This window comes from Sphingobium trunci, assembly GCF_022664535.1.
GTDB lineage: Bacteria > Pseudomonadota > Alphaproteobacteria > Sphingomonadales > Sphingomonadaceae > Sphingobium.
In genome coordinates this window covers 65,299-82,915 of sequence record NZ_JAKUJY010000020.1, presented here as the reverse complement: position 1 = coordinate 82,915, position 17,617 = coordinate 65,299, and the positions used below count along the sequence as shown (strand labels likewise).

Sequence of the window (17,617 nt, the reverse complement as noted above, 5' to 3'; positions counted from 1 at the left end):
CGAATCGATCATCGTTCACCCATTTATTTTGTGACGGCCTGATGGCAGAAGAGGGGAAGGGGTGGACCTCCCATATGGGAGGATATACATATTAGCCATGCGGCTTGACGATGGTGGATTATTGGCGGCTCTCCATGAGGGTATGTTCGAGCAACCCCTTTGGCACGGGTTTCTGGAAAAACTCCGCGCGAGGACAGGGGCGCCTTATGTCAGCCTTGCGTTCCGGCCGATCGACGAGGAGCGGATCGTCGAACTCTATTCGGGACCGGCCATGTCCCGGCAGATGGGCCGGCTGTTCGACGAAAAATATGCACGCGACCCCTTGCCCTACCGGCAGATGCGGGAGGGACGCATCTACACGATGGAGGAATTGCTCGACAGGGCCGACGCGTTTCAGCAGGCCTATCGCGACGAGTTTCTGAAGGGGATCGGCGTCACCAACATGCGGCTGATGCGGGTGAGCGAGCCCAGCGGCATCGACGCCTGGCTGACCTGCGCGGGTGGACGGGAAGTGGGATCCGCCGTTGGCGCCCTGTTCACCGCCCTTGCACCCCATCTGCGCATCGCGCTGCGCAATTTCATTGCGTATGAGCGGGAAAAATTCCGGTCCTCCGTGACTTCGGAGGCATTCGGACGCCTTAATTTCGGCTGGCTGACGCTGGATGCCCAATGCCGCATCCTGGACATGACGCCCCATCTGGAGCAGCTTTTCCAACGGTCAACCGTGTTGCGGCGCGGCCGTTACAACCGTTTGACCCCGGCATCGCCAGCGATCGACCGCGAACTGACGGCCTTGGTCAAAAGCTTCGCCCATGATGCGGAGGGTAAGCCAAGGGCGATCAATCTCAGCCGCGACCCGTTGATCGACATGCTGGTGCGCCCGATTCAGGATCGTTCGCTCTCGGCCCAGTCGCCGCCGGTCGCCATCGCCTATATCAGCGGAGACCGCTGGTCGCAGGCCGACCGGTGCGATCAGCTGGTCGATCTCTTTGGCCTCCTGCCCAGCGAAGCCCGCTTCGCCTGGGCCATCGCCCAGGGGATGACGATTGCCGAGGCGGCGCAGGATCTGGGACTCACGGTCGAGACGGCGCGCCATTATTCCAAGAAAATCTATGCGAAGACCGGGTCGCGCGGCCAGGCCGAACTTGTGCGCAACATATTGACGAGCGTGCTCGCGCTGGCGTGACGGCGCGGCGCAAGAAGCGTTGGCAACCGACACCAGTGAGCGCGGCGATTGGCCCCGCCCGGCAGTCCGTGACAAGGCTGCGGCGAAATGAGGGTAAAATTCGCGTTATTCATTGTTAAAAAAGAAAATTTTGCGCAGTTGGGAAGGGCGCCCCATCAACGGTCGCAAGGTTTCAGGGGAAGGATAGTGGCGCATATCCTGGTTGCCGATGACGATGACCTTCTGGGCGAGCTGGTCCGCTTCAAGCTGGAAGCGGCCGGACACAGGGTAACGATCCGGCAGGACGGAGCTTCGGCGCTCGAGGCCGCCCGGCAGGACGAGGTCGACCTGCTGGTCCTGGACGCGATGATGCCGGTCATGTCGGGCGCGGACGTGCTGCGCGCCGTGACCCAGGAATTGCCGGACCTGCCCGTCGTCATGCTGACCTCGCGCAAGGCCCAGTCCGATGTCATGGCAGCGCTGACCTCCGGCGCGCGGGACTATCTGACCAAGCCATTCATTCCCGACGAGCTGGTCGTGCGCGTCAATGCCATCCTGAAATCGGCGCGGTTGGCGCGGTGAAGGCGGCGCTTGCCAGCATTGCGACCCTGGCCCTGGCGTCCACCGCCCATGCTGCGGCGACGGCATCCCGCGATGTGCAGATCGCCGCTGCCCATGCCGCCATGGAAAATCGGGATGAAGATCGTGCCGTTGCCCTGCTGGAACAGGCCGACAGGGATTTTCCCGACGACCCCGAAATATTGCGCCTGCTGGGAAGCGCCCACGCCTTTGCGGGACATTATCCGCAGGCGATTGCAATATTGAAGCGGGCACAGACGCTGGCGCCGGACGATAACGACATCGATGCCGCGCTGGCCCGCGCCTATATGTGGTCGGGTGATCGCGCCGCCGCCGAGGCGATGGTCGCGCAGATGGAACGCCGCTCGCCGCAGGATGCCGAAGCGGCCGCGATCCGCCGCCAGCTCGAATCGAAGCCCTCCGCGACCAGGGGCTTCGGCCTGGCGGTCGCTCAGGGTTTTTCCCGTGTTTCATTCGACAACCGGCCCGGTCAGAACTGGACGACCACGACGCTGGCCGTTTACGGCCGGGCAAGGCCGGGGACCACGCTGGCGCTGGCCGCCGAGCGGGAGGATCGCGAGAATTTCGTCGATACCCGCATCGAAGGGCGTATCGATCAGCGGCTCGGCCCCCACGTCCATGCCTATGTCGCGGTGGCCGGGACGCCTCATGCGAATTTTCGCGAGAAATGGGGCATCAGCGGCGGGATCGAGGCAGACGTCGCCCCCTTCGCGACACTGCTTGCGGACCTGCGCCATGCCGAATATCGGGATGTGGCGGTCACCAGCTTTCTGCCGGGCATCCGCCTGACCCCGGCGCGGCTGGGCGTCAGCGCCACGCTCAGGATGATCAATCTTTGGGACGAGCAGGGCACGCATCGCAGCGGCGTCTCGGGCCGGATCGACGGCACACTCACGAAAGGCGTCACCCTCTACGGCGGTGCCGCCACCTATCCCGATACAGAAGCCGGCATTACCCGGCAGGTTCATTCGCTCTTCGTGGGCGGTACCCTTCCCCTGACCGACCGGCTCAGGCTGCGCGCTGGGCTGGACTATGATCGCAGACAGGCGAGCTACACGCGCAAGGGCGGGTCGATCGGCCTTCAGTTCGGGTTCTGACCCATGCCCATCATGCCAATCCCGGAGCATGTCGCGCAGATTGCCATGTTCATCTCCTTCTACGGCGCTTTGGGCATGGCTGCGCTGTTGCTCTTCCTGGTGATCCGCCGCGACCGCACGGAAAGGGGGGATGCCAGACGAACCGCGATGATCAAGGCGCTGACGCGGGAAGTCATGGGCGGCGGCGGGGAAGACATATTGGCCGCGCCCGCCTTTCGCCGGGCACGCGCCGCCGACAAGCTGGCCGTAATCGGCCGGATGATCCAGTTGTTGCGGGGGGACGAACGGGACCGGCTGATCGCGCTGGCGGAGAGCCACGGCCTGCTCAGACATGCGCTGCGCCGGGCGCATGGCTCGCGCCGCCGCCAGCAGGTGGATGCGATGCGCATATTAGGCAGCATTGGGGGCGCGCAGGCGGTCGATACGCTGCTCGGCCTGCTTTACGACGGTCCGCATATCGACATCCGCCTCGAGGCCGCTTCCCTGCTGGCCCAACTCGACGCGCTGCCCGCGCCCGAACGGCTGATCGAGGCGCTGTCGCTTTATGAAGCACGCATCACGCCTCTGCATCGCAGCCTGTTCCGGCTGATCGCCGTCAGCCATCCCCGCGAGCTGCTGGCGCTCGCACAGTCCGAACATTTGCCACCTGCCGTCCGTGCGCTGGTGATCGACGCCCTCGGCTGGACGGAGGATTATTCCGCCCTGCCGCTCCTGTCGGCGGCATCGACCGACCCCCATCCGCCGGTCCGGCTGGCCGCGCTCGATTCCGCGACGCGGCTCGGCCATCCCGGCAGCGCGGGCTGGATCATGCGCATGCTGGACGATCCCGTGCCACCCGTCCGTTCCCGTGCCATTCGCGCCTGCCAGATCATGCAATTGAACGCGGCTCTGCCGCTGCTGGCCGCCCTGCGGAAAGACCCGTCGCCCTGGGTGCGCCTGCGTGCGCAGCAGGCCGTGCAGGTGTTGCAGGCGGCGGCATGACGCTGGACCACGTCCTTGCCGCGGCGGCCAACCTCGGCGTCGGGACGCTCGTCGCGCTGGGCCTGCTCTGCTTCCTGGTGGTCGGGGTCCGCAATCTGGTATCGACGATCCAGTTGCTGCTGGCGGCGCGGGTCTTCGTCACCCGGATCAAGCCTGCCAGCCGTTCCTATGACCTGTGGACCCGCTATGCCGATCTGGCGCTGCCGGTGTCGGTCATCGCGCCCTGCTTCAACGAGCAACTGTCAATCGCAGACAGCGTACGCGCCCTGCTGGCACTCGAATATCCCGATCATGAGGTGATCGTGGTCAATGACGGCTCGAGCGACCGCACGCTGGAAGTGCTGATCGAGCAGTTCGATCTGCGTCCGATCGAGCGGGAGCAACTGGCCGAGCTTCAGAAGACGCGGATCAACGGCATTTACGGATCGGCGCGTTATCCGAACCTGATCCTGATCGACAAGCAGAACGGACGCAAGGCCGATGCCGTCAATGCGGGCCTGGGCTTTGCCGCCGCGCCGCTGGTATGCGTGATCGACGCGGATTCGATCATCGAGCCGGACGGCCTGCTGCGCGCGGCAGAGCCGTTCATGGCGGACGATGGATCGCTCATGGCGGTGGGCGGCGCGATCCGCATCGTCAACGGTTCGGTCGTCGCGGGCGGCCATGTGCGCGAAATCCGCCTGCCTGGGCACTGGCTGCCGCGTTTCCAGATCCTGGAATATCTGCGCGCCTTTCTGACGGCGCGTATCGCCAATGCCCGGCTGGACATGCTGATGCTGATATCGGGCGCTTTCGGCATGTTCCGCCGCGCCACGCTGGTCGAGATTGGCGGCTATCGCCACGATACGGTGGGCGAGGATCTGGAGGTCGTGACCCGCATCCATCGCCGCATGCGCGAGGAGAAAAAGCCCTATCGCATCGATTTCGTGCCGGAAATCGTCTGCTGGACCGATGCGCCGGAAAGTTGGACGGGGTTGCGCAACCAGCGCGCGCGCTGGGAGCAGGGAGCGCTGGAGACCGTGGTCGAGCATCGGCGCATGCTGGGCAATCCGCGCTATGGCCGGATCGGTCTGGTCAGCATGCCGCTGCTGGTCATAGAGGATGTGCTGGGGCCGCCCTGCGAACTGTTCGGCTATCTGCTCATTCCGCTGCTCTATCTGATGGGGGTGGAATCGGGGACGGTCGTGCTGGCCTTCTTTTCGCTGACGGTGCTGTTCGGAACGGCACTCAGCCTCGGCACGTTGGCGTTAGAGGAGGTGCAATTGCGCCGGACGCCGAAGGCACGCGATCTGGCGATGATCGGCATCGCCGCCGTGGTCGAGAATCTGGGATATCGGCAGGCCAATCTCGCCTTCCGCCTCTATGGCATGTGGCGTTTCCTGCGGAAGGACAATCGCTGGGCGGCCGCCGGGCGTTCGGGATTCGTCCGGCAATGAAAAGGGCGTGGCCGTGGCTGTTCGCGGCATGGGCAGCCATCGCGCCCGCCGGAGCGGCGGAGACGCTGATCTGGAAAGGACCGGTCGTGGCGAACTGGCGGGAATTGGACCAACTGACACTGACAGGCACGATCGAGGAGGGGATATTCCAGCCGCGCTCGCTGGCGCCCTACCAGCCCGCCGCGCCGTCCCCGCCGCTGCTGGTGCCATTGGGCGAAAATATCCTGCCGCTGGCAGCCATTCGTCCTTTCGGAACCGAGGATCGGGCCCAGATCGAGCGCGGCGCCGGTGGAGCGACGATCCTGTGCCGCGCGGGCAAAGCGTCAGCCGGTGTCATCCTGCGCTGGCCCGACCGGCGCCTGCCTGCGGCCTATCACGGGCTGTGGCGGCTGGCGGGCAAGACCGGCGCCGCGATCGGGATTGCCGCGGTCGCTCCGGGGCAAGATGCATCCGCACAATCGATCTGGACCAGCGATCAGGTGCAGGTGCCACTGGCCAAGCTGGAGGGCGAACAGACGCTCGTCCTGATCTGCCCTGCCGCGGGCGGATCGGCGCGACTGGAGGCGGTGATGCTGGTTCCCGGACAGGCGAAGCCGACCTCCGCGCCGCGCGGGACCTGGATCTGGCGGGAGCGGGACTGGCATGACGATCCCCTTGCCTTCGCGCGCACGGCACAGGCAGCAGGATGGAATGAGCTGGCCATTCAGGCGCCGCGCCAGCCGGACGCGGCGCTTGTCCGGCTGGCGGCGGCACTCGCGGCGCGGGGGATCGGCTATCGACTGCTTGACGGTGATCCGCACATGGCGACGCCCCCCGGTCTGCGCGATGCGGTGACGCGCTTTACCCGGCTTCGTCACTGGTGCGATGCCAATCTCACGACCCGGCCGGTTCTGGAACTGGATATCGAACCCTATGCGCTGCCGGGCTTCGCTGCAGATCCTGGCGGAGGATGGCGGGCATGGGCGGAGACGGTTCGTGCCATCGCGCGGACCTGGGAAGGCGCCGTGTCGGTCGATGTACCCTGGTGGATGCGGCGTTCACCCGAAGCCCTTGCCGCGATCGACAGCATCAGACCCTCGATCCGCGATATCGTGGTCATGGCCTACCGCACTGATCCGCAATTGATATTGGACGCTGCCGAAAGCTGGCTGGGCACGTCCGGTCCACCAATCCGCGTTGCGATCGAGACCGGCCCTGTCGCAATGGAGGCGAGCAGAAATTATCGCCGGGCGGACAGCGGAACGCTGAAACTCAGCGATTCGGGCGCTGAGCTATTATCTTCACCCGAAATATCCGCGCCCGATCATGCCATGTTCGCCCAGCAGCAGGAGAACAGGACCGATCCGGTCCGGATCAGCTTCCACGGCTTTCCGGAACGCGCGGCACAAGTGGAGCAAGCGATTACGCCCCTTCTGGGCGGGTGGCCGGGCTTCGCCGGATTTCGCGTCCATGGCTGGGATGCCGCCGTCGAGGGGAAGACCAATGGATGACAGGACCGCGCCGGATTGGCTGCGCGAGATGCTGGCGCTGCAGGCGGCGGTGACGGAATCCCTCTCGGATTTCCAGCAGATCATCGATGAGGTCGTGGAGCGCGCGCTGCGCATCATTCCGCTCGCGACGGGTGCCATCGTCGAAATGCGGGATGGCGACGAAATCGTCTATCGCGCGGCGAGCGGCACGTCGGTCAGGCAGGTCGGGTTGCGCCTGCGCCTCAGCGGCAGCCTGTCGGGAGCCTGCGTCTCGACCGGCGAAGCGCAATTCTGCCACGACAGCGAAACCGACCCGCGCGTCGACCGCGACGCCTGCCGCAGGGTGGGTGTCCGTTCGATGATGATCGTGCCCTTGCCCTATCATGGCGAGACCGTGGGTGTGCTGAAGGTCTATTCCGATCAGGTTGCCGCCTTTTCCCGCGCCGACCTGGACATTGTGCGGCTGATGGCCGGACCGATCATCAGCGGCTTTGCCAACGCCGCGCACAGCGACGCGGCCCGGCATTTTGCGGCGACCTTCGAACAGGCGGCCGTGGGCCTTGCCCATGCTTCGCCCGAAGGGCGGTTTCTGCTGGTCAATGACCGATTTTGCGAAATAGCGGGCTACAGCCGCGAAGACCTGCTCGGCCTGGATTACCGGCAGATCACCCATCCCGACGACTATGCTGTCGATGCCCGGCAGGCCGGGCGCCTGCTGTTGGGAGAAATCAGCGAATTTGCCCATGAAAAACGTTATCTGCGCAAGGATGGCGGGGTGGTCTGGATCAACCTGACCGTATCGCTGGTACGCGATTCTACAGGAGCGCCGGATTTCTTCGTCTGCGTGGTCGAGGACATTTCCGCCCGGCGATCCGCTGAAATGGCCAGCGCCGCCAAGACGGGATTCCTGGCCAATATGAGCCATGAGATCCGCACGCCGATGAACGGCATATTGGGCTTTGCCGACCTGCTGCTGGGTGCCGGTCTTCCACCTGGCCAGCATCACCAGGTCAAGATGATCGCCGATTCCGGCCGCGCCATGATGCGCCTGCTGAACGATATATTGGATCTGTCCAAGGTGGAGGCGGGACAGATGGAAATCGCGCACGAACCCTTCGATCTCGTGCACGCGCTGGACGCCTGCCTCAATCTGGTACGGGCCAGCGCGGAACAGAAACGGCTGGAGCTGATCCGCGACATAGCCGGTGATCTGCCGCGCATGATGATGGGAGACGGATTGCGGCTGCGCCAGATCGTCCTCAACCTGATCGGCAATGCGGTCAAATTCACGGCGGAGGGCTTCGTAGCCCTGCATGTGCGCAGGGATCAGTCCGACCGGTTGCTGATCCTGATCGAGGATAGCGGCCCCGGCATCGCGCCGGAGCGGCAGGCCGCCATCTTCGAGAAATTCGTTCAGGCCGATATTTCCACGGCCGCGCAGTTCGGCGGCAGCGGCCTTGGTCTTGCCATCAGCGCCCAGTTGGTGACGCTGATGAACGGCGACCTGTCGTTGGAAAGCGAAGTGGGGCGGGGCAGCCGCTTCATCCTGCGCCTGCCTTTCGAGGAGGCGAGTGAGAGGACAACGCACATGTCTCCCTCGCAACCCGCCCGGCCACTGCCCGGCGGGTTCAAGGATGCGCATGTGCTCGTGGCGGAAGATCATGACGTCAACCAGGAACTGGTGCGGGAAATGCTGCATCGCATCGGCTGTGCCGCGACGGTCGTGCCGGATGGCACCGCAGCCGTCGCAGCCGTCCTGCGCGCCCAGGCGGACGGCACGCCTTACGACATCGTGCTCATGGATATGCAGATGCCGGTCATGAACGGGCTGGATGCGGCGCGAGCGATCCGCGACCATGGCGTCACGGCACAGGCCCTGCCGATCCTGGCATTGACCGCCAACGCGTTCGGTGAGGATGTTCATGCATCCTTGAATGCAGGAATGCAGGCACATCTCGCCAAGCCGGTGCGTCTTGCCGACCTGCGCGACGCCTTGCAGACCTGGCTGCCCGGCAAGGAGGTTTCGTCAGACTCGGCACACTCCTGGGATCCCCTCACCGATCAGCTGCGCGATCGTTTTCGCGAACGAAAGGTGCAATTGACCGCGCTGCTGACGAATTTGCTGGACCAGGCGAATCCGTCCAGTGAAGCCGTGCAGCAGGCACAGGGCGAACTGCACAAGATGGCCGGTACCGCGGGAATGTTCGGAGAAACCCTGCTGGGCAGTGCGGCAGAGGCAGCCGAAACCATGCTGAAAACGCAAGGACTGGTGGACGACACGGTTCGGGCGGAGATCAAAAGAATCCTGACATTGTGCGGGGATGCGGCTTCGGACCGACCCGCCGGGCAGGATGGGCAGCAATGATGCGGTTTATGGTGGATTTTCCGCTCAGGCTCGTCTCAAAGGGCAGCAGGTGCATGCCATGCACATGGTCTTTTCGTCCCATGGAGAATTGATGCGATCGATGCTGTTGATGGGTGGGGCGCTGACCGCGCTTCTGGCTGGTCCGGCTCAGGCGCAACAGATTCCCAGGGCGGTCATGCAACTGCACCAGCGGCTCGTCACGCTCGACAGCCATCTCGATACGCCTGCCTCGCTCGACCTTCCCGGCTGGTCGATCGAGGAGGGACATGATGTCCATAGCGACTATACCCAGGTCGACCTGCCCCGCATGAAGAAGGGCGGGCTGGATGGCGGCTTCTGGGCGATCTACACGCCACAGGGACCGTTGACGCAGGAAGGATTCCGCAAGGCGCGCGACTTCGCCATCCTGCGGGGCATGTCGATCCGGGAAATGGTGGCATCGGACCCTGCGAACTTCCAACTGGCGCTGGAGGCGAAGGATGCCGCGCCCATTGCCGCGGCGGGCAAGCGGATCGTCTATATGTCGATCGAAAACGCCTATCCGCTGGGCGAGGATGTGTCGCTGCTCAAGACCTTCTACGACATGGGGGTGCGGGTATCCGGCTTTGCCCATTTCGCGCACAACCAGTTTGCCGACAGTTCCACCGACCCGTCGAAGAAGCCGCGCTATGGCGGCCTCAGCCCGCTGGGCAAGGAATTGCTCAAGGAGATGAACCGGCTGGGGATCGTGCCCGACGGGTCGCACAGCAGCGATCAGGTGCTGGACGATCTGCTCGCGCTGTCGACCACGCCGGTGCTGCTGACGCATTCGGGCTGCAAGGCGGTCTACGATCATCCCCGCAATATCGATGATGACCATCTGCGCGCGCTGGCGGCCAAGGGCGGCGTCATCCAGATGAACGCCTATGGCGGTTATCTGCGCGCGTCCAAACCCAATCCGGCTCGACAGGAAGCGTTCAAGGCGCTGGCCGGACAGATGCAGGAAGATGTGAAGCTGACGCCTGAAAAGCGGGCCGAACTGCTCGCCAGACGGCGGGAGATCGACCGGCTCTATCCCGACACGGACAGGCCGACCTTCGACGATTTCATGGCCCATATGCTCCATGCATTGAAGGTCGTCGGGCCGGATCATGTGGGCATCGGGCTGGATTGGGACGGCGGCGGCGGTGTCGTCGGCCTGGAAGATGTCGTCGATCTGCCCAAGATAACCGCTGCTTTGCTGAAGGCAGGCTATAGCGAGACCGACATCCAGAAAATCTGGTCCGGCAATGTGCTGCGCGTGCTGGCGGCGGCCGAAGCGGCAAAGGGGAAGTGAGGCGGAGCCCGCCCCCTTCCCCTCTACATTGTGTCCGATAATTTATATTCTCGGACATTGCATCCTGCAGTGAAAGGGGCATAAGGTGGCGCTCATGGTTCAGCGTCTCCCGGTTCCCGCCGATCAAGGCACATTGCCCGATATCCTGCGCGCGGAGGTCGAACGTGCCGCCGATTATGCGCGCGCCTCGCGATCAGCCGCAACGCAGCGCGCCTATGCATCCGACTGGCGGATCTTCCAGGCCTGGTGCGAACAGCGCGGCCTGCAAAGCCGGCCTGCCACGCCCGCCATCGTGGCGACCTTCCTCGCGAGCGAGGCCGATGCCGGCGTCAAGACGCCCACCATCACCCGGCGCCTCGCCGCGATCGGCTATCACCATCGGCAGGCCGGATTCGATCCACCGCAACAGCAGCCCGGCGCGGGCGCTCTCAAGGAAGTGGTCGCGGGGATCCGCAAGGCCATCGGCACCCGCAAGGAGCGTAAGAAACCCGCCGATGCCGATGCGCTGCGCGACATGCTGCGCACGATCGAGGGCGACGATCTTCGCGCCATGCGCGACCGGGCGGTGCTGGCGATCGGCATGGCCGCCGCCCTTCGCCGTTCGGAGCTGGTGGCGCTGGCGGTGAACGATGTCGAACTGACAACGGACGGCCTCCGCCTGCTGATCGGGCATTCCAAGACCGACCAGACAGGCCAAGGAGCCGTCATCGCCATTCCCGAGGGACGCCGCATCCGCCCCAAGGCCTTGCTGCTTTCCTGGATGGCGGCGGCGGGGCATGACGAAGGCCCCCTTTTCCGCAGGCTGACACGGGCGGGAGCCTTGACGAAAGATGCCATGTCGGATCGGGCCGTTGCCCGGCTGGTGCAACGCTGCGCCGGGGAGGCTGGCCTTGATCCGTCGAAATTCGCGGGCCATTCGCTACGCTCCGGCTTCCTGACCGAAGCGGCGCGGCAAGGGGCCAGCATCTTCAAGATGCGGGACGTGAGCAGGCACAAGTCGGTCCAGGTTCTATCCGAATATGTGCGCGACGCCGAACTGTTCCGCGACCATGCGGGCGATCGCTTCCTGTAGCAGCGTCAGGCAACAGGCCAATGTGGCGAGGCGGGAGAGCGCGGCCCCCTCCCGCCTTGCGGCTATGCCTCTGCCCGCCGCCCATAACGGGCATAAAGCGTCGGCAAAACGAACAGCGTCAGCAGCGTCGCGGAGATCAGCCCTCCGATCACCACCGTCGCCAGCGGCTTCTGCACCTCCGCTCCAGCGCCGGTCCCCAGCGCCATGGGAACGAAACCCAGGCTCGCCACCAGCGCCGTCATCACCACTGGCCGCAATCGCTGGAGCGCCCCGATCCGCGCCGCCTCCGCCCTATCCATGCCGGATCGCATCAATTGCTGAATGGAGGACAGCATCACCAACCCGTTCAGCACAGCGATCCCCGACAGGGCGATAAAGCCCACCGCCGCCGAGATGGAGAAATCCATCCCCCGCAGCAACAGTGCCAGCACCCCGCCGACCAACGCGAGCGGCACGCCGGTGAACACGATCGCCGCGTCCCGCACCGACCCGAGTGCTCCATAGAGCAGCAACAGGATCAACGCGAAACAGGCCGGGATCACCAGTTGCAGCCGCTCCCGCGCCGAGGCGAGATTTTCGAACTGCCCGCCCCAGACCAGATAGCTGCCCGCCGGAAGCCGGACTTCCTTCGCGATCGCCGCCTGCGCATCCTCCACCACGCCGACGATATCGCGCCCGCGCACATTGGCCTGCACCACGACCCGCCGCTTGCCGTTTTCGCGGCTGATCTGGTTGGGACCATCGACGATCCGGATATCCGCCACACTGGCCAGCGGCACGAACTGCCCGCCGGGCGTCGGCACCGGCACCTGCGCCAGTTGCGCAAAATCGGCCCGCTGTGCGTCGGACAGGCGGATCACCACGGGAAAGCGGCGATCGCCCTCGAAGATCATGCCGGATTCCCGCCCGCCGATGGTTGCGGTGACGACATCCTGCACATCCTGCGCGGTCACGCCCAGCCGTGCCATCGCATCGCGATTGACCCGAATGTCGAGCATCGGAAGGCCAGCCGTCTGTTCCACCTTCACGTCCGCCGCACCTTGGGTCCGCCGCAGCACGCCCGCGATCTTCTCCGCCGTGGCGGTCATGGCGGCAAAGTCGTCGCCGAACACCTTGACCGCAATGTCGCCGCGCACGCCCGCGATCAGCTCGTTGAAACGCATCTGGATCGGCTGGGTGATCTCATAGGCATTGCCCGGAAACCGTCCCAACTCCTTTTCCAGCCGTTCGACCAGTTCCGCCTTGTCCAGTCGCGGATCGGGCCATTGCGCACGTGGTTTCAGGATGACGAACATGTCGGTCGCATTGGGCGGCATGGGATCGGACGCCAGTTCCGCCGTGCCCGTCTTGGAAAAGACGAACCTCACCTCCGGCTGGCGTGCCATCATCCGCTCGATCGGCGCCTGCATCGCCTGGCTCTGCTGCACGGAGGTCGCCGGTATGCGCAGCGCCTGGATCAGCAGGTCGCCCTCGTCCAGTTGCGGCAGGAACACCTGCCCCAAAGCGGCAAAGGCCAGCGCCGCCACCGCCAGGCTGCCGACGCCAGCGCCGATGGTCAGCCCCGGCCGCCGCATCGCCCGCTCCAGCCCCGGCTCGTAACGGGCCTTCAGCCAGCCCATGATCCGTCCATCCTTCTCCTCGATCCGCTTCGACAGCCACAGTGCGATGGCCGCCGGTACGAAGGTCAGCGACAGGATGAAGGCGCAGGCCAACGCGATGATCACCGTCACCGCCATGGGCACGAAGGTCTTGCCCTCCACCCCGCTCAATGTCAGCAGCGGCACATAGACCAGCATGATGATCGCCTGCCCATAGACGGACGGCCGGATCATCTCCCGCGCCGCCGCCGCCACGCAGTCGAGCCGCTCGTCCCGCTCCAGCAGCCGCCCCTGCCGATGCTGCAATTCGGCCATCCGCCGCAGTGCATTTTCGACGATGATGACCGCCCCGTCGACGATCAGCCCGAAATCCAGCGCGCCCAGGCTCATCAGGTTCGCCGACACGCCGATGCGCAACATGCCCAAGCCCGTCATCAACATGGTGATCGGAATCACCATCGCCGCGATCAGCGCCGCACGGAAATTGCCCAGCAGCAGGAACAGCACGACGATGACCAGCAAGGCCCCTTCGCCGAGATTCTTCGCGACCGTCGCGATGGTGCTGTTGACCAGATCGGTCCGGTCCAGAACCGGCTGCACGATGACGTCCGGCGGCAGGGAGGCGTTGATCGCCTTCAGCCGGTCGGCGACGGCCGTGGCGACGGTGCGGCTATTCTCCCCGATCCGCATGATCGCGGTGCCGACCACGACCTCCGTGCCGTTTTCGGAGGCCGAACCCATGCGCACGGCCTGTCCCGTGCGGACGCTGGCAACCTGCCCCAGGGTGATCGGCACGCCTTCACGCGTGGCGATCACGATGCGCGACAATTCATTGGCATTGCGGATCAGGGCATCGGCCCGCACCGCCAGTCCCTCGCCATTGCGATCGACGAAGCCGCCACCGACACTGCCGTTGTTTCGCTCGAGCGCGGTGCCCAGATCGGGCAGGCTGATCTTCATCGCCGCCAGTTGCTGCACATGGGGCACCACCAGATATTGCTTGGCATAGCCGCCGATGGAATCGATCCCCGCCAGCCCCGGTACATTCTTCAGCAGCGGCGCCACGATCCAGTCCTGCGCCGTGCGCAAATAGGTCGCCTTGTCGGTTTCGCTGGTCAGCCGCTCGCCCTCGGGCGTGATGTAGCTGCCGTCGGGCTGCATCCCCGGCTCGCCGGGCAGATGCCTGTCGTCGCCGCGATGCTCCAGCCGAACGGTCCACATGCTGACCTCGCCCAGCCCGGTGGCGATCGGTCCCATTTCCGGCGTAACGCCGTCGGGCAGATTTTCGGCGACTCCGGCCAGCCGCTCGCCCACTTGCTGGCGCGCGAAATAAATGTCGGTGGCTTCGGTGAAAACCGCCGTCACCTGCGCGAAACCGTTGCGGCTCAACGAGCGGCTATATTCCAGCCCTGGAATCCCGGCGAGCGCCGTCTCGATCGGAAAGGCCACCTGCTTTTCGACCAGTTCGGGCGACAGGGCGGGTGCGCGGACATTGATCTGGACCTGATTGTTGGTGATGTCCGGCACCGCGTCGATCGGCAACCGGTAGAGCGCGAAGCCGCCGATCAGGGCAGCGATGGCGGTCAGCAGCAGGACGAGCCAGCGCCTTCTGACCGCCCAGTTCACGATAGGGGCGATCATGGCTCAATGATCCTCATGGCTGGCTTCGCCCTTGCCCAGTTCGGCCTTGAGCGTGAAGCTGTTGACGGTGGCGATCTGCTCGCGCCCGCTGAGGCCCGATTTCACGATCACGAAGGCACCCGAACGGTCGCCCACGACGACCGGCACCGCATTGAAACCGGTCCGGGTCCGCACGAACAGGACGGTGCGGCCCTCCACTGTCTGCACCGCGGTCGATGGAACGCGCACCGCGCCGTCCCCGCCGCTGCCCGACAGCGTCACCGATGCCGTCACCGGCTCCCCGACCCGCCATTGCCCCGCCCGATTGTCCAGCGTGGCGATCACCGGTACCAACCGCGTATCGCGATCGAGCGCTGGCGACACGAAGCGGATGCGCGCTCCCCCCTGCCGCCCAGGCGCCGTCACGGTGATGCTGGCCCCCGGCTTCACGCGCCCCGCATCCGCAGGTTGCAGGTTCAGCGACAGCGACACGCTCGACAGATTGGCGATCCGGTAGAGTTCCGCATCCGCCGCCACGGTTTGCCCCAGCACGACGCTGCGGCCGATCACCTGCCCCGAAATCGGCGCGATGACGCCCAGCCGGTTGAGGCCACCGCCCCCGCTCCCGGTCGCCGCGACCTGCTGCCGCGCCTGGGTATAGGCGATACGCGCCTCGGTCGCCGCCGTGCGCGCCGCGATCAGATCCTGCTCTGGCGAAACCCGCTGCACGAACAGCCGCTGTTCCCGCGCAAGATTGGAATTGGCCAGCGCCAGCCTAGCGCGCGACGCTTCCACCTCGCCCTTCAACAGCGCGGCTTCGCGGCTCTCGATCACGGCCAGCGTCTGCCCGCGCTGAACGGACTCGCCCAGATTGCGGTGAAGCGCCACCACCCGGCCGCCGATCGCCGCGGAAACCACCTGCGTCCCCTGCGGATCGCCATCGATGGTCGCCGGCAACTCTATGGTCGCCGTGCCGCCCACGGACGGACGCTCCAACTGAATGCTCGCCGCCGCGATCTGATCGTCGGAGAGCGTAATCCTGCCTTCCCCGGCATGATCCTCACCCTCCGCATGGTCCTGCGCGGGGGCGTCCTTCGCCGTCTCGCTTCCGCAAGCGGCCAGCAGCAATGTTAGCGGCAGCGCCGCCTTGTGAAAGAAGTCCCATTTCATCGATCAATTCCCCTGAACCGGCGCGGGAGCGGTCAGGCGCTCCAGCCGGGCCTTGGCGTTATGGTAAGCGGCCAGCGCGTCGACGGCGGCAATCCGCGTCTCGGCCAGCGTGCGTTCGGCATCCAACAGGTCGAGTTGACCGAACTTGCCCTCGCGATAACCGATCCGGGCAATGCGCGCGGCATCCTGTGCCGCGGCCAGCGCCGGACCATTGGCATTGCGTGCCGTCACCGCCGCATTGGCGGCCTCCGCCTGGGCATCGGTGATCGCCTGCTCGACATCCATGACGGTCAGGCGGCGCTGGGCGTCGGCCCGGGTCCGCTCGGCCTGCGCCTGCGCGACTGCCGCGCGTCCGGCATTGAAGACCGGAATCGGCATGGAGATGCTGAACAGCGCCGCCATGTCGTTGGTCGCTTCCAGCCGTCGAACGCCGGGACTGAGGGTCAGGTCCGGCACACGCTGCGACCGGGCAAGCCGTACTCCGGCATCGGCAACCGCCATATCGGCTTCCGCCGCCGCAAGGGCGAGCGTACCTGCTGCCTCGACCGGTTCCACCGGCCCTTGAGTGACCGCAGGCAAAGGATCGAGCATTTCGCCATCCAACGGTCCCGGCACCGCCATGCCGATCCGTCGCGCCAGATTGACGCGCGCCGCCTGCGCCAGCCGCCCGGTGCGCTCGACCCCAGCCTCGGCATTGAGCCGTGCCACATTCGCCCGCTGTTCCTCCAGCGGGGAAGCGCGCCCGGCCTGCACCCTGACCCGCGCTGCGAGCGCGGCATCGCCCGCGATCCGAAACTGGTCGCGGGCGATCGAAAGCCGCCGCTCCGCCGCGACCGCCTCGACATAAAGCTGCGTCACCTGCTGGCGGATATCGGCCTCGGCCAGGGCGGCACCCAGCAAGGCCCGTCCGGCCTGCGCATCGGCCACGGCGATCCGCGCCTGCCGCTTGCCGCCCAGTTCCAGCGGAATCGACAGTCCCACCGTGGTTTCGGCGCTCTGGAACGCGCCATAAGGCCCGCTCCCGGCGACATTTTCGATTTCGGTCTGCAAGCTGGGATTGGGCCGCAGACCCGCCACCCTGCGCGCCGCCCGCGCGCCTTCGATTTCCGCCTGAGAGATGGCTGCGGCGGGTGCGCTGCCTCCGGCGGCCCTGATCGCCTGATCCAATGTCAGGGTCTCGCCCGACGGCGACATCTGCGCCAAGGCAACGCATGGCGCGGCAGCCAGCAAGGCTGCAATCAGTTTATGCATGAAATCCGTCCTGATCCTGTTGCATCATCCCGCCCGAAAAGGGGCGGAGCGGCAAAGGATCAGGCGATGGGCGGCCTCAGGTCCGGCCCGGTCTGCCAGCGCGCCAGCACCGGCGAAGCCGCGAAACGTGCTGGCTGGTCGAGCATATCGGCCACGCCCGACCCGTCCGCGACCGCAGGCAGGAAAGCCGCGCCGCCATGGCAGCTGCCATGATGATGCGGCATCAGGCTGTCCCTGTCGCCGGTCGACTGATCGGCATCGCCCTCGCTATGGACGACGCCCGAACATTCGATGGTCGGCGCGTTGGGGCTTTCCTGCGCATGCACCGTTGCCGCCGCGACCAGCGACGACATCAGCAGGCAGAGAAGGAGGACGCCCCGACGCAACATGCAGCGCTGCTTAGCCGATCCGGTCCGGCTTGTCACCGTTCGCCCCTCCGCCAGCCTTGCGCGCTGCCGGACCTGCATTATCATCGGCC

13 protein-coding genes are annotated in these 17,617 nt (G+C 65.6%); 9 read left to right on the top strand and 4 right to left on the bottom strand.

Features of this window, described 5'->3' with window-relative positions:
• The first annotated feature begins 97 nt into the window (after positions 1-97).
• The 9 genes from MJ601_RS16350 to MJ601_RS16310 all read left to right on the top strand — a co-directional run bounded on the left by MJ601_RS16350 (position 98) and on the right by MJ601_RS16310 (position 11,500).
• Positions 98-1,186: a helix-turn-helix transcriptional regulator gene (locus tag MJ601_RS16350; RefSeq protein WP_242128333.1), complete on the top strand. Its 1,089-nt coding sequence runs from the start codon at positions 98-100 to the stop codon at positions 1,184-1,186.
• Between the two features lie 186 nt (positions 1,187-1,372).
• Positions 1,373-1,747 (top strand): response regulator transcription factor, encoded by a 375-nt coding sequence (locus tag MJ601_RS16345; protein ID WP_242128331.1) that lies wholly within the window; start codon positions 1,373-1,375, stop codon positions 1,745-1,747.
• Entirely contained in the window at positions 1,744-2,862 is a 1,119-nt protein-coding gene (locus MJ601_RS16340; protein WP_242128329.1) for a YaiO family outer membrane beta-barrel protein, read from the top strand. The genes MJ601_RS16345 and MJ601_RS16340 overlap by 4 nt, the downstream gene beginning before the upstream one ends.
• Positions 2,863-2,865: 3 nt before the next feature.
• Positions 2,866-3,843, top strand: coding sequence for a HEAT repeat domain-containing protein (locus MJ601_RS16335; protein WP_242128327.1), 978 nt, complete (start codon positions 2,866-2,868; stop codon positions 3,841-3,843).
• Complete coding sequence (locus MJ601_RS16330; protein WP_242128325.1) at positions 3,840-5,279, top strand: glycosyltransferase family 2 protein; 1,440 nt, start codon at positions 3,840-3,842, stop codon at positions 5,277-5,279. Before MJ601_RS16335 ends, MJ601_RS16330 begins: the two co-directional genes overlap by 4 nt.
• Positions 5,276-6,769 (top strand): hypothetical protein, encoded by a 1,494-nt coding sequence (locus tag MJ601_RS16325; protein WP_242128323.1) that lies wholly within the window; start codon positions 5,276-5,278, stop codon positions 6,767-6,769. The genes MJ601_RS16330 and MJ601_RS16325 overlap by 4 nt, the downstream gene beginning before the upstream one ends.
• Positions 6,762-9,113 carry a hybrid sensor histidine kinase/response regulator gene (locus MJ601_RS16320; RefSeq protein WP_242128321.1) on the top strand — a complete coding sequence of 784 codons (2,352 nt, stop codon included), beginning with the start codon at positions 6,762-6,764 and terminating at the stop codon, positions 9,111-9,113. Before MJ601_RS16325 ends, MJ601_RS16320 begins: the two co-directional genes overlap by 8 nt.
• 91 nt (positions 9,114-9,204) lie before the next feature.
• Complete coding sequence (locus tag MJ601_RS16315; protein WP_242128319.1) at positions 9,205-10,428, top strand: dipeptidase; 1,224 nt, start codon at positions 9,205-9,207, stop codon at positions 10,426-10,428.
• Positions 10,429-10,522: 94 nt separating this feature from the next.
• Positions 10,523-11,500 carry a site-specific integrase gene (locus MJ601_RS16310; RefSeq protein WP_242128317.1) on the top strand — a complete coding sequence of 326 codons (978 nt, stop codon included), beginning with the start codon at positions 10,523-10,525 and terminating at the stop codon, positions 11,498-11,500.
• Positions 11,501-11,562: 62 nt separating this feature from the next.
• On the opposite strand, the gene MJ601_RS16305 is transcribed toward MJ601_RS16310, so the two are convergent.
• Genes MJ601_RS16305 through MJ601_RS16290 form a run of 4 tightly spaced genes read right to left on the bottom strand, consistent with a single transcriptional unit; the run spans position 11,563 to position 17,612 of the window.
• Positions 11,563-14,739, bottom strand: coding sequence for an efflux RND transporter permease subunit (locus tag MJ601_RS16305; RefSeq protein ID WP_242128315.1), 3,177 nt, complete (start codon positions 14,737-14,739; stop codon positions 11,563-11,565).
• A gap of 3 nt (positions 14,740-14,742) precedes the next feature.
• On the bottom strand, positions 14,743-15,888 hold the full coding sequence (locus MJ601_RS16300) for an efflux RND transporter periplasmic adaptor subunit (protein ID WP_242128313.1): 1,146 nt from the start codon (positions 15,886-15,888) through the stop codon (positions 14,743-14,745).
• A 3-nt stretch (positions 15,889-15,891) separates the two neighbouring features.
• Positions 15,892-17,139 (bottom strand): TolC family protein, encoded by a 1,248-nt coding sequence (locus MJ601_RS16295; protein ID WP_242128311.1) that lies wholly within the window; start codon positions 17,137-17,139, stop codon positions 15,892-15,894.
• 59 nt (positions 17,140-17,198) lie between these two features.
• Positions 17,199-17,612 (bottom strand): hypothetical protein, encoded by a 414-nt coding sequence (locus tag MJ601_RS16290; RefSeq protein ID WP_242128309.1) that lies wholly within the window; start codon positions 17,610-17,612, stop codon positions 17,199-17,201.
• Positions 17,613-17,617: the final 5 nt, after the last annotated feature.